The 12,965-nt window shown below is 42.1% G+C and carries 12 protein-coding genes; 6 read left to right on the top strand and 6 right to left on the bottom strand.

The genetic code is table 11. From position 1 onward, the window contains the following. Positions 1-90: 90 nt before the first annotated feature. Positions 91-279 (top strand): heavy-metal-associated domain-containing protein, encoded by a 189-nt coding sequence (locus tag F907_RS07570; protein ID WP_005241661.1) that lies wholly within the window; start codon positions 91-93, stop codon positions 277-279. Between the two features lie 92 nt (positions 280-371). Here F907_RS07570 and cueR read toward each other — a convergent pair whose 3' ends face one another. The 3 genes from cueR to F907_RS07555 form a co-directional block, all read right to left on the bottom strand. Beyond that, complete coding sequence (gene cueR, locus F907_RS07565; RefSeq protein WP_016652403.1) at positions 372-830, bottom strand: Cu(I)-responsive transcriptional regulator; 459 nt, start codon at positions 828-830, stop codon at positions 372-374. Positions 831-841: 11 nt separating this feature from the next. Next, positions 842-3,328, bottom strand: a complete 2,487-nt coding sequence (locus F907_RS07560) for a heavy metal translocating P-type ATPase (RefSeq protein WP_016652404.1) — start codon at positions 3,326-3,328, stop codon at positions 842-844. Between the two features lie 182 nt (positions 3,329-3,510). Beyond that, positions 3,511-5,043: a flavin-containing monooxygenase gene (locus F907_RS07555; RefSeq protein ID WP_016652405.1), complete on the bottom strand. Its 1,533-nt coding sequence runs from the start codon at positions 5,041-5,043 to the stop codon at positions 3,511-3,513. 115 nt (positions 5,044-5,158) lie between these two features. Here F907_RS07555 and F907_RS07550 point away from each other — a divergent pair, with 115 nt between their 5' ends. The 5 genes from F907_RS07550 to F907_RS19035 all read left to right on the top strand — a co-directional run bounded on the left by F907_RS07550 (position 5,159) and on the right by F907_RS19035 (position 10,072). Beyond that, on the top strand, positions 5,159-6,178 hold the full coding sequence (locus tag F907_RS07550) for an AraC family transcriptional regulator (RefSeq protein WP_016652406.1): 1,020 nt from the start codon (positions 5,159-5,161) through the stop codon (positions 6,176-6,178). Positions 6,179-6,299: 121 nt separating this feature from the next. Further along, entirely contained in the window at positions 6,300-7,013 is a 714-nt protein-coding gene (locus F907_RS07545; RefSeq protein ID WP_016652407.1) for a helix-turn-helix domain-containing protein, read from the top strand. 86 nt (positions 7,014-7,099) lie between these two features. Then, positions 7,100-8,563, top strand: a complete 1,464-nt coding sequence (gene iaaH, locus F907_RS07540; protein ID WP_032862191.1) for an indoleacetamide hydrolase — start codon at positions 7,100-7,102, stop codon at positions 8,561-8,563. Between the two features lie 179 nt (positions 8,564-8,742). After that, the gene (locus F907_RS07535) at positions 8,743-9,774 is read left to right on the top strand and encodes a M20/M25/M40 family metallo-hydrolase (RefSeq protein ID WP_016652409.1); all 1,032 of its coding nucleotides are present in this window, start codon (positions 8,743-8,745) and stop codon (positions 9,772-9,774) included. Positions 9,775-9,922: 148 nt separating this feature from the next. Then, on the top strand, positions 9,923-10,072 hold the full coding sequence (locus F907_RS19035) for a hypothetical protein (RefSeq protein WP_016652410.1): 150 nt from the start codon (positions 9,923-9,925) through the stop codon (positions 10,070-10,072). A 62-nt stretch (positions 10,073-10,134) separates the two neighbouring features. Here the strand turns inward: F907_RS19035 and F907_RS07530 are convergent, their stop codons facing one another. From F907_RS07530 to F907_RS07520, 3 genes are all read right to left on the bottom strand, one after another. Beyond that, entirely contained in the window at positions 10,135-11,517 is a 1,383-nt protein-coding gene (locus tag F907_RS07530) for a heavy metal sensor histidine kinase (RefSeq protein ID WP_016652411.1), read from the bottom strand. Continuing rightward, positions 11,507-12,190 (bottom strand): heavy metal response regulator transcription factor, encoded by a 684-nt coding sequence (locus tag F907_RS07525; protein WP_005275353.1) that lies wholly within the window; start codon positions 12,188-12,190, stop codon positions 11,507-11,509. Before F907_RS07525 ends, F907_RS07530 begins: the two co-directional genes overlap by 11 nt. Before the next feature lie 153 nt (positions 12,191-12,343). After that, on the bottom strand, positions 12,344-12,958 hold the full coding sequence (locus F907_RS07520; RefSeq protein ID WP_016652412.1) for an HvfX family Cu-binding RiPP maturation protein: 615 nt from the start codon (positions 12,956-12,958) through the stop codon (positions 12,344-12,346). Between the last annotated feature and the right edge of the window lie 7 nt (positions 12,959-12,965).

Here is a 12,965-nt window from a genome sequence, read left to right on the forward strand (position 1 = left end):
TATACACGTGCCACTTTAAACACTTGACCTTGCCATAATGGCAAGGTTTATAGTGTACTCATCTTCTTAAAAACTGAATGGAGTTTTGCGATGGAATTTCATGTTGAAAATATGACTTGTGGTGGTTGTGCACGTGGCGTAACACGCGCTATTCAGGCCGTAGATGCAAATGCAAAAGTGATTGCTGATCCACCGAACCGTAGTGTGAAAGTCGAAACCACGGCAACGCAGCAGCAAGTTGCTGATGCATTATCAGAAGCGGGTTTCCCACCACGTTAAGCATATAGTGTTAAAAAAGCGGCGATCAGCCGCTTTTTTTATTTGGAAATATTTCAAAAGCAAAGGCTATATTTCTATAGCCTTTGCTGATTCTATTTTTTCCCTGCCAAGGGTGAAATTGAAAGCAGATCATTGTGAGAGTGAATGTCTCTGCTTTCATTCAAAGGCTCTTTAAGCCCTTCAAGAATTGGACAATCAGGTCGATGGTCACCAGCACAACAATCCACTAAAGTTTGCAATGTTTGCACCATTTGCTGTAAATCTTGGATACGCTGTTCCAGTTTTTGGATATGTGATTGAGCCAAATGTTTTACATCAGCACTATGGCGATTGTTGTTACTCCATAAGTCGAGCAAATCGGTAATTTCTGTGACCGAAAAGCCCAGTTCACGGCTACGTTTAATAAACTTCAAGCGCTCCACATCATTATCAGAATAAGAGCGGTAGCCTGCATCGCTACGTCCCGCTGCTGGAATTAAACCAATCTGTTCATAATAGCGGATCATTTTGCTGGTTACGCCTGAAGCTTGAGAGACTTTACCAATATTCATCATATCCTCCATTACACGTTGTGCACAGACGGTGGTTGGAAACGGCGTAAACGTAAGGCATTACCCAGTACAAATACACTTGAAAGTGCCATCGCAGCTGCGGCAAAAATCGGAGACATCAGGATGCCATAAGCAGGGTACAGCACACCCGCAGCCACAGGAATCAATAACGTGTTATAAGCAAAGGCCCAGAACAGGTTTTGATGAATATTGCCGATAGTTGCTTTAGACAGGGCAATTGCATTGGCAACGCCTTGCAAGTTCCCAGACATCAGTACGACATCCGCAGATTCAATCGCAACATCTGTACCTGTTCCAATCGCAAGGCCGACATCGGCCTGAGCCAATGCTGGTGCATCATTAATACCGTCACCGACAAAGGCAATATTGCCATATTTTACTTTCAATTCTTGCACGGCATCGACTTTACCCTCAGGTAGAACTTCGGCAATTACTTCATCAATTCCGAGTTGTTTGGCAATCGCATGCGCAGTACGTGCATTGTCACCCGTAATCATGGCTACTTTTAGACCCAGTTGATGCAATGCTTGAATGGCAGCAGGAGTGGTGTCTTTAATTGGATCTGCAACCGCAATAATTCCCGCCAAAGCACCATCAATCGCTACATACAGTGGAGATTTACCTTCATCGCCCAAACGTTGCGCTGTGTGGGAAAATGGCGTGATATCCAGACCAATCTCAGTCATATAACGGTCTGCACCAATGTAAATGTTCTGGTTTTCATTTACAGTGGCATTGACACCCATACCTGTGACTGAATCAAAGCGATCAACCTTTGGCAAATCTAAACCTTCATTTTTTGCCGCATCGACAATGGCTTTGGCAATGGGATGTTCAGAAAGCGCTTCAACTGCTGCAACCAGACTGAGGACGTTATTCCGATCAAAGGTAGATGTCACCTCAAAATCAGTCAGTACTGGATGACCTTCAGTCAAGGTACCCGTCTTATCCACCGCAACCACTTGGGCATCTTTTAATAACTGTAGTGCCTCACCTTTACGAAACAGGATGCCAAGTTCTGCACCACGTCCAGTACCGACCATGATCGAGGTTGGTGTTGCCAAGCCCATGGCACAGGGACAGGCAATAATCAGCACTGCCACCGCATTCACTAATGCAAAAGTTAAAGCAGGAGAAGGGCCGAAAATTAGCCAGACAAGGAAGGTGAGCAGCGCAGCAATCATCACCGCAGGTACAAACCATAAGGTCACTTTATCGACCACGGCTTGAATCGGCATTTTAGCACCTTGTGCTTGCTCGACCAGACGAATGATCTGCGCCAGCATGGTGTCACCACCGACAGCGACAGCTTTAAAACTCAAAGTACCATTCTGGTTAATGGTGCCACCCACCACTTGACTGCCGAGATTTTTCTCAACAGGGATCGGTTCACCAGTAATCATCGATTCATCGACAAAGCTTTGACCATCAATCACTTCACCATCGACAGGGATTCGTTCACCTGGTTTTACAATGATAAAATCACCAGAGATGACTTGATCAATTGGAATATCAATGACATGGTTATCACGCGAAACATGGGCCACTTTTGCCTGTAAGCTAACTAAGCGTTGAATCGCCTCAGATGTCCGCCCTTTGGCCTTGGCCTCAAGAAAACGACCGAGCAGGATTAAAGCAACAATCACAGCTGCGGCTTCGTAATAAACATTGACCGTTCCAGCAGGGAGTAGCTTCGGTGTAAACGTTGCAACCAGTGAAAATAAATAGGCAGCGAGTGTACCGACAGCAACCAAAGAGTTCATATCAGGTGCTAAACGGAATAAGGCGGGAAGACCTTTGAGATAAAAACGGCGCCCCGGAATAATCAGGACCAAACTGGTTAAAACGAATTGGAGATACCAACTATTTTGCATGCCAATGGTCTGTTCAATCAGTTGATGAACACTGGGGATCAGATGGGAACCCATTTCCAAGATAAACACAGGCAAGGCGAGAACTGTCGCAATAATCAAGTCACGTTTAAGCTCAGCTCGTTCGTGATCTTTTTTTTCTAGTTGTTCAGTTTGATCTGGAATAGAGGCCCGTATTTCTTTAGCATCGTAACCTGCTTTATCAATTGCTGCGATGAGACTATCGATGCTGGCATTACCGCTGACGGTTGCACGTTCAGTTGCAAGATTAACATTGGCACTTTGTACGCCTGCAACAGCATTTAGAGCTTTTTCGACACGACTGACACATGAGGCACAAGTCATGCCTTCAATTGCCAGTTCCACCTTGTTGGCAGGGACGTCGTAACCTGTTTGCTCAATCGCTTTAATCAATACCTGACGATCAACAGGTTTTGACAAAGTAATATCGGCACGTTCAGTTGCCAGATTCACCGAAGCAGATGCAACGCCATCCACCTTTTTGAGCGCTGTTTCAACCCGACCGACACAACTGGCACAGGTCATACCTTCCACTTGAAGGGTAACTTTCATATCTTGAGCGGTTGTATTTGTTTGTGTTTCCATAAGATAGACCTATAGAGATAATCCGATTGCTTTCAGCATAGACCTTGACATTATGGGAAGGTCAAGCGGATTAATCAACTTTTAGGATTATATGCAAACAGAGCTAAAGCTCGTGTATGGATAGTCCTTTATCGTATTCAAACAAAGGGCTATCCAGATGCTGAGTGACTGATTGAGGAGACTTAGACGGCTATTTGTTTGACTGGATTTTCTATCTGTTCTTGTACCAATACTGATTTTTGTACTTGGATATAGTTTTCCAGATCAAAATGACGGGTACGTTGACGATATTCAAAAGTAAACCCTGGCCAGTTATTGGTATTTTTTCCTGTCGCGGTTTGATACCAACTGTTACAACCTTGTGACCACATGGTTGATTTCATTCTTTCTTGGATTTCCTGATTAAACTGAGTTTGGATTTCAGCTTTCAGGTTGGTAAAGGATAAATTGTTTTGGATATGGGCCCGAATTGCATCCAAAATATAGTTCACCTGACTTTCGATCATGTAGACGATTGAGTTATGCCCCAAATTGGTATTTGGGCCATATAGCATAAAGAAATTAGGGAAACCACTTACAGTTAAGCCTAAATACGCTTCCGCACCATCGGCCCATTGTTGCTTCAGTGTCTTGCCATTGAGTCCGGTAATTTGCATCGGCGCCATAAAGTCAGTTGCAGCAAAGCCTGTTCCATAAATAATAGCATCGACTTCACGTGCTTTCCCATCTTTATCGACAATAGCTGTTTCAGTCACTTCTTGAATTGAGTTATTGATCACCTCGACATTGGGACGAACCAGACTCTGATACCAATGATTAGAAATCAGAATACGTTTACAGCCAATCGGGTAGTCTGGCATAAGACGATGGCGGAAATGTGGATCTTTGATTTCCTCACGGATATGTCGTTGAAAAATATATTCAGCCAAAGGAATTTCATTCAGTGTTGCGGTAAAGCTCTTAAGGCGAATCTCGTTATAGCTGTATTGAAACACGCGATCCAGACTTTGTAAAACAGGCAGCTTTTGAAAAGCCTTACGTTCCAAGTCTGAATAAATACGGTCTGGCTTGGGAATGACATAAGGTGCAGAACGCTGATAGATGTCTAAGTGGGCGACTTGTTTAGCGATCTCAGGCACAAACTGAATGGCACTGGCACCGGTACCAATCACAGCCACACGTTTATTATTTAAATCATAGTCATGATCCCAACGCGCAGAATGAAAAGTCTTGCCTTTGAAGGTGTTTAGCCCAGAAATCTTTGGGTAGGCTGGTCGATTGAGTTGACCGACCGCTGCAATCAGAAATTCGGCCTCGAATTTTTCACCCGTTACACTCTGGATCTGCCAAACACCTTGTGCTGTATCAAAGTCAGCACTGGCAATTTCAGTATTAAACTGGATATGCGGATACAGCTGATATTTCTCTGTGCAATGTTTTAAATATTGATGAATTTCCTGTGATGAACCATAGCGGTTTTTCCAACCCAGATCTTGTTCAAATGAAAATGAATAGAGGTGTGACGGTACATCACAAGCCGCTCCCGGATAGGTGTTGTCCCGCCACACGCCACCGACATCACTGGCTTTTTCAAATAGGGTGAACTGTTCAAAGCCAGCACGTTTGAGTTGAATCGCTAAGCCTAAGCCACCAAATCCAGTTCCGATAATGGCAATGCGAATATTTTTATTTGAAGCGAATTGTTGTTTAGACATAACGGACTCAAGTTAAAAGTATCATGTGTTGTTTGCAGAATAATCGTTTCATCCATTGATTTAGAGGATGGATGAGGACAAAATATTGTGATTAGAGGACACAGAGCAGACTTGATTGAAGTATTTATGGACATATCAACGCAGTATCCATAGTGTTCGCCTGATGGCCGATTTTGCGGTGGAGCGCGGTCTGAGCTATGTACAGATCCTCAAGAACACAGGGTTGGGGCAACAACAACTGTTGGATCCGAATATGTTGGTGACGGGTCAACAGGAGTTGCAATTAATCCGTAATCTGGTGGAACAGTTCAGCGAAAGACCTGCGCTGGGTTTGGAGGTAGGGAGCTGTTACCACTTCACAACTTTTGGTTCATTGGGCTTGGCCTTGATCAGTAGTGCTAACATTCGTGAAGCGTTGGATTTTGCTTTGGCGTATTTTCCCTTGTCCTTTGCTTTTAGCCAGTTTGAGGTTACTGAGTACCCCGAGACACAAAACATTCAAATTGATATCAAAGTTGATGCTGGAATTCCGCAAATACTTTGGCAGTTTATTATTGAACGAGATGTTGCTGCATTGATTACCGTACAACGAGATTTGATCCAGGAGCAACTGTGCCAAAAGCTGGCGTTTAGCTTTCAACCGGGTGGAGAAGTAGATACTTATCGTGAGGTGTTTGGTGTAACGCCAGAATTTGGCGGATCGAAAAGCTACATTGTGCTCAATGCAGAAAAGATAGATCAGAAGCTGAGTATGGCAAATGAACTGGTTTTACATACTGCTGAACAACAGTGCCGACAGATACTGGATCAACGACAATCACAAAAGAAATATAGTTATCAGGTTCAACAAGTACTGATGACTACCAAGGGTGAAATCCCATCGATGGAGGAAGTGGCACATCAGTTGCATTTGAACTCACGAACTTTACGTCGCTACTTGGCTCAAGAACAAACCACATTTCTTGAAATTAGGGAGGAAGTCCGAAAAATTCTGGCAGACGATTATTTGTCTTTAGCACAAAACTCGATTGAGCAAATTTCTGAATGGTTGGGCTATGCCGAGCCTGCCAGTTTTATTCACGCCTATAAACGCTGGTACAACAAAACACCGCATGCAAGCCGATTAAAAAAATAAACTGTAGAAAATATAGACGCAGTGACATATAAAAGATGCAGGAAGCTGAAAGAACAGTAAGGGATTACTGTCCAGTTAGATGCCGAGCAGTGGCGGCAGTCGAATAAAAAGGGAATACCCGATGCTTTTGGAACATGATTTAAGCCCAACTGAAATGAGCCTGCTTTCTGAAATACTCTGGAAACTGGGTGCTGGAAAAGGGCAAGATAACTTACGCGAAACAACACTGGCAGAGATCGCGACTTTATTACGCGCCGATTTTGCAGCGTCTTATATTTGGGATGCAAAACAGCATCTGTCTCAGAAAGGCATCATGTGGCAAATTGACCCCAAGGCTATCGATGAATATGACCGTATCTGGCAATATGATGATCCGATTACTGCACAACTGCGAAAGCGTCAGCAACCCACCTTTGTCAATGAAATCATGTCCATTTCAGCGCTCCAGAAAACCCCTTACTACAATGAGTTTTTACAACCGTATGGGCTTTATCATGGGCTAAATGTCTATTTTGTCCGAAATGGCATTGATGTTGGTGATTTAAGAATCTGGCGTGCGCAGGATTCTGTGATGTTTAGTGCACGGGAAAAGCGAATTTTAAACTTGCTTGAACCCTATCTGACTCAAGCCTTACCCACCGATTTATCAAGCCAATACCTGCTCACTCCGCGAGAGTATGAAGTGGCGCAATTGGTCAGTAAAGGCTTGAGTGATAAACAAGTTGCCAACCTACTCAATATCGGTTTTACCACGGTCAGAACCCATCTAAAAAATGCCATGCAGAAAATGAACTGCCATAATCGTACAGAAATGGCGGCCATGATCCATTGTTGAGTGATTCCTCAATTTTGAGGATATGCAGTCAACTTGCCGCTATACTAAATTATAAAAATAATTACTTAAATGGGGTTTAAGGCATGATGCTAAGCACTACAAAAAAACTGGATTTAGATCAATTGATTCAGCTCAATACAGCGACAGTCAGTGACATTACTAGGTTGGTTCGTGAGGGAACAATCTCGTGTGAACAACTGGTTCAGCTTTATTTTGAAAATATTGAAAAACAGCAAGGCTTGAATGCTTTTATTAGTCTTGATCAGACAGTCGCTATTCAGCAAGCGCAATTTTGGGATCAATATATTGCAGAAGGAAAGCCTTGTCCTGCTTTGATTGGTGTATTACTTGCTGTGAAGGATAATATTCATGTGGCAGGTTTTCCCAACAGTGCAGGAACACCCGCTTTAGCTGAATTTAGACCGAAAACAACAGCTCCTGTCATTCAGGCTTTAATCGAGCAGGGTGCGATTGTCGTTGGAAAAGCCAATATGCATGAGCTGGCCTTTGGCGTCACAGGCTATAATACGGCAATGCATATTGAAGGGGTTGTTGGTACTCGAAATGCAGTCAATCCTCTCCATGTTGCAGGTGGTTCTTCATCAGGAAGTGCAGTCGCAGTTGCCGCAGGGATGGTGTCAATTGCCATCGGGACTGATACAGGTGCATCGGTCAGACTACCCAGTGCATTGAATGGCTGTGTTGGTTTTCGTCCAACGGTAGGACGCTATGCTCAAGAGGGTATTACGCCAATCTCTCACACCCGTGATACCGCAGGGCCTATGGCGCATTCAGTCGCAGATATTATGCTGATTGACCAATTGATTACCCGGCAGCAGATGGTCACAGTTATACCTAAGCAGCCGATTAGACTCGGGTTGTGTGCATATTTTTGGGAAAATCTGGATGAAGATGTGCAACAACAAGCGCATCAAGCACTGCAACTTTTAAAAAATGCAGGAATTGAAATCATAAATGTAGACATGCCTGATTTAGCCTCGTTGAATCATCGTATTTCATTTCCCGTGGTAATTTATGAGGGGAAACATGATCTGATTCAATATTTAAAAAACAATGAGACTGGTATCAGTCTAGATGAGGTGGTTGATCAGATCTCCAGTCCAGATGTACAGCAGATTTTTACACAGAGTATTCTGCCTGAATTGATTGTAGATTTGGCTGGTCAATCTGTAGCTGTAGAACCCTTATATCAAGAAGCGATTGCCGAAGCACGTCCTCAATTGCTTGCGCTATATCAGAAAACTTTTCATGATCACCAATTGGACGCCTTAGTTTTTCCAACATCAACAATTGTTGCGCCGTTGGCCAGTGAGCAGGTGAGTTCAATTGAAAACTTTCAAGCACTTATTCGCAATACAGACCCGGGGAGTAATATCGGATTGCCAGGGCTGAGTTTGCCGATTGGTCTTGGAGCAAAGTCAAAGTTACCAATTGGATTAGAAATCGATGGCTTACCGGATACGGATCATGAAATATTGGTGATTGGGCAAATATTGGAACAGATTTTTAGCGATTTAAATCATCACTAAAATAATGTCGATTAGCACTTAAAGCCTGTCTAATCGGGGAGAGGCTTTAAGCAAATAGACCTTAAGTGGCTATCTGATTGCGATTAGGCCATATGAAAAGATACAAATCGAAATGGCAAATACCGATCTGCAAATCTAGTATTAAACTTACTTTATAAAAATCGGTTTAAGTTTATTTTATGTTTTTAAAGAAACTTTTAGGTGTTTGTGTTTTAACTAGCATGTTTGCGATAAGTGGCTGTCAAAAAAACGATCAAGAGACCAAAGAAAAAGTTGAGGATACAACTCAATTGGTTTTCAAGTTGGATGCGGCACAAATGATGACGCATTTACACGCTTTTGAACAAATTGCTCAGCGTCATGGCGGTAATCGTGCAGTCGGCACGCAAGGCGGTTTGGCAAGTGCAGCATATATTTTAAATCAAGCCAAACAAGCAGGTTTTAGGACAGAGATTCAGACTTTTGAAAATCGGGAAAAGACCAAAGGCCAAAATATTATTGTGAAAATTCCTGGGGAGTCAAAACAAAGCGTGATCTTGCTCGGCGCACATTATGATTCGGTCAAGATGGGGCCTGGAATCAATGACAATGCTTCTGGTGTGGCTTTATTGCTCGATTTGATGACACAGCTATCGACCCAAAAAATACAGCCGAAAAACACCATTTATTTGGCATTCTGGGACTCAGAAGAGGTGGGTATCGCGGGCTCTCAAGCTTATGTTGAGAAACTGACTACTGAACAATTAAAGTCCATTAAAGCCTATATCAATCTAGATATGGTCGGCACCAAAGATCCTGAAATCCTGATTGCAGATGGTGATAAATCATCTGTGGATGAGATGGAAAAAATGTTAAAAGAGCGTGGCATGCAGGAACAGGACTATAAACCATTACTCGATGGTTTGCGTAGCCTTCCGAGTCATGCTGGTGATTTAGCATTAGAAAAAACACTCAAGGAATTCTTTAAAGCAAAAAATCTCAAAATTAAAGAAGATGTCTCGACCTTAACGGCCAGTGATACGGCTTCATTCTTGGGTAAAGTTCCAGTGACCGCTGTCATCTTGTTTAATGAGCAAATGAAAGGGGATGAGCTTGAGTTCGCGCCATGTTATCACAAAGCGTGTGATACGATTGAGCAGGTTGATCCAAAGTCAATGCAATTGGCAGGCGATGCAGTCACGCATTTATTAACCGTTCTAGATAAACAATAAGATTGAATTAAAAGACCTTTTCTATTTGATGAATCAACTGTACGGTTAAGCCTGAATGGAAATGACAAAATTGTCATGTTCAGGTCATGCTGCTGTTGGGCTGCTTGTTCTATCTTATAGGGAGTTAAGAGAGAATAGGTGAATAGAAATGAAAGCATTGGTTAAACTCATCTTTATCCTATCGTTTGCGACAACAGCGAGCTTAAGCTATGCAGATGGTGGATTAATATTCTTGGAGAAAAACCAAGAACGTAATACAACTGTACAAGGTAACAATGGTCAAAATCAGGCAAAGTAAGATTTAATTTTGCAAGGATCATACAGCTTCTCCCAAATTGTATGGTCCTTTATATATTCCAGTCATTCCACTTTAAAAATCATTCGAAAGACAATATTTTCTCCTTCAATAAAGACATCAATTGCCGCACCGTGAATTTCGATAATCGATTTGGTGATTGCCAGTCCTAAGCCTGTACCATCCTCCGCTTTGTGTCGAGATGAGTCTAGCCGATAGAATCGGTCAAAAAAGCGTGAAAGTTGCAAAGGGCTAAGCACTTGCATTTCAGCAGACACTTTATTTTTAATCTGAATCATCGAATGCTGATCATTTTGGCTCAGTTTGATCTCTAAGATTGAATCTGGTTCACCGTATTTAATTGCATTGGAAATTAAATTATTAAAGGCTCTACGAATCATGGCAGGTTCAGCTTGAATCGATGCCTGACCTGTTAGTTTTAACTGAATCTGCTTTTCTGAGGCAAAGGCTTCAAAGTATTCAAACAGGACTTTCATTTCTTGCACTAAATCGATGTTCTTCTTGTTTTTCAACGCTAAATTATGATCAGACTTTGCAAGAAACAACATATCTGAAATCATTTTGGCCAGATGTTCATATTCTTCCAGATTTGAGAATAAGACATCTTGGTATTGTTCCAGTGTTCTTGGCTTGGTTAATGAAACTTGGGTTTGCATCATGAGATTATTGATTGGGGTTCTAATTTCATGGGCCAAGTCACTTGAGAACGCAGAAAGTTTGTCGACTGAAATTTCCAAACGGTTTAGCATGTCATTGAAAGCAGTGGCCAGTGGGGCTAGTTCAATCGGCACATTGCTCAGATCGAGACGGTTGGACAGATTATTTGCAGAAATATTTTCTGAAAGTTTTGCCATTTTTCGAATCGGGCCGAGGCCTTGCCAAGTTGCCCACCATCCTAAAAACATCAGGCCAATTACACCGAGAAGACCGACCATGAGCAACTGCTGTTTAAAGGAGTGCAGGAAATAGTAATTATCCGTAACTTCAATCGCAGCAATAATTTGCATGTTTTGATTGCTTTGGTCATAACGAATGGTTTTATTGACGACAATACCTTGATAGCTTTGATTATTATGTTTCCAGTTGATCCAACGCCCATTCTTTTGTTGAATCAATTGACTGAGGTCAGCGTGCACATTTTTCTTATTATAAAGAATTTGGCCATTGGCAAGCTTGATCTGGATCAGCAGGTTATCATGCCCAATCAGTGCCTCATCTAAACTCCCTTTAAAATTGCTAGGTTTTTGCTGGAATAAATTTTCAATTAGCTGAATTTTACCTTCAATTTCTTTTTGATTTTGTTGATAAAAATAATTAACGACATGTTGATTGACGAATATCCCCATGACGATCAAGATCAGCGTCGTGAATAAGGTAGAAATAAAGCTGATCCTAAAAGCAATGGATCGAAATAATTTATTTCTCATCTTCAATCTCTAAGACATAACCCATACCACGAATATTTCTAATCAGTTTGGGGCTAAAGTCGGCATCAATCTTATTTCTCAAGCGTCGAATCGCAACTTCGACTACGTTAGTATCGCTATCAAAATTGATATCCCAAACCAGTGCAGCAATCAGTGATTTGGGTAATACTTCACCTTGGCGGCGCATGAATAGTTCCAATAAAGAAAACTCTTTGGCGGTCAGGTCAATCCGTTGCCCAGAACGCACCACACGCCGTTTAATCAAATCAAGATGTAAGTCTGCAACTGCATAAAAGGTTTGCTCTTCTTTAATCTGACCACGTTTTAGCAGGGTTTTAATTCGTGCGAGTAATTCAGCAAAGGCAAAGGGTTTAATCAGGAAATCATCTGCACCGAGCTCCAAGCCTTTGACACGATCTTCAATTTGATCTTTGGCCGTCAGAAACAGGACAGGGAGGAAGGTATTTACTTTGCGAATTTCAGTGAGAATCTTCCAGCCATCCAGTTTCGGCAGCATGACATCCAAAATGATCAGGTCATACTGTTCAGTCACCGCAAGATGTAAACCTGAGATACCATCCTGACTCCAATCCGTCACATAACCGGCTTCCGTTAAACCTTTTTGGAGATAATCCCCCGTTTTTTGTTCATCTTCAACTAGAAGTATTCGCATGTTTTCATCGAGCCCAAAGTTTTATCGTGTCATTTTAGCGTTAAAGAGAATGCGAGTTTTATAAATGACAAAATTGTAATATTGCTGTCAGCTTCTCGACATTAACGAATTAACATTTTAAAAATAACAGCATTATGCATGTGCAATTTGATTTTAAGAAAGATACTTAGAAAATTTTTGCTTTATCCAATAATCTAAACTGAAATAACGACCACCACCCAAGACCATCAGCGCTAATAACATAATCAGATACGTCACCGCAAACTCAATTCCATTATTGAGAATGACAAATGAACCGCTCGATGTAAGCCAATCATAGTTACCATAATTTTCTAAGAGTTGTCGTGCCTGTTCTAATTTCTCCGCTGAGGCCAAGACTTGTGCATTGGCCAAGGGGGCGTTGGGATCAGCAATCGCTTGCCAACCATTTGGCAGATGAACTGTGAAAATGGCGACAAACATGGTAGTGATCAACGGAATACTGATTAAACGGGTAAAAAGACCGAGGGCTAAAAGAATCGCGCCTGCAAGTTCTGTCAAAGTTGCTAATGTTGCCATCAAATAAGGAAAGGGCAAAGCTAAGCCCCAATCGCTATTGCCAAACCATTCGACAGTCTCTTGAAAGTGCATGAGTTTATTGCTACCTGCCATCCAAAAAATTGGAATTAAATAGCAGCGTAAGGCCAGTGCCGCGATGCCATCTGCGTGTTTTAGCATAGAGCTTAGCTTTTGGTAATGCAGACGGAGAGAGTAGATAAAGTTCTTCATGATAATT

Origin of the sequence: Acinetobacter colistiniresistens (assembly GCF_000413935.1) — a bacterium.
GTDB lineage: Bacteria > Pseudomonadota > Gammaproteobacteria > Pseudomonadales > Moraxellaceae > Acinetobacter > Acinetobacter colistiniresistens.

Bases quoted from the DNA above. Each gene is read 5' to 3' on its own strand.
- F907_RS07570 (WP_005241661.1), top strand. From the start codon at position 91: ATGGAATTTCATGTTGAAAATATGACTTGTGGTGGTTGTGCACGTGGC.
- cueR (WP_016652403.1), bottom strand. From the start codon at position 830: ATGAATATTGGTAAAGTCTCTCAAGCTTCAGGCGTAACCAGCAAAATG.
- F907_RS07560 (WP_016652404.1), bottom strand. From the start codon at position 3,328: ATGGAAACACAAACAAATACAACCGCTCAAGATATGAAAGTTACCCTT.
- F907_RS07555 (WP_016652405.1), bottom strand. From the start codon at position 5,043: ATGTCTAAACAACAATTCGCTTCAAATAAAAATATTCGCATTGCCATT.
- F907_RS07545 (WP_016652407.1), top strand. From the start codon at position 6,300: ATGCTTTTGGAACATGATTTAAGCCCAACTGAAATGAGCCTGCTTTCT.
- iaaH (WP_032862191.1), top strand. From the start codon at position 7,100: ATGCTAAGCACTACAAAAAAACTGGATTTAGATCAATTGATTCAGCTC.
- F907_RS07535 (WP_016652409.1), top strand. From the start codon at position 8,743: ATGTTTTTAAAGAAACTTTTAGGTGTTTGTGTTTTAACTAGCATGTTT.
- F907_RS19035 (WP_016652410.1), top strand. From the start codon at position 9,923: ATGAAAGCATTGGTTAAACTCATCTTTATCCTATCGTTTGCGACAACA.
- F907_RS07530 (WP_016652411.1), bottom strand. From the start codon at position 11,517: ATGAGAAATAAATTATTTCGATCCATTGCTTTTAGGATCAGCTTTATT.
- F907_RS07525 (WP_005275353.1), bottom strand. From the start codon at position 12,190: ATGCGAATACTTCTAGTTGAAGATGAACAAAAAACGGGGGATTATCTC.
- F907_RS07520 (WP_016652412.1), bottom strand. From the start codon at position 12,958: ATGAAGAACTTTATCTACTCTCTCCGTCTGCATTACCAAAAGCTAAGC.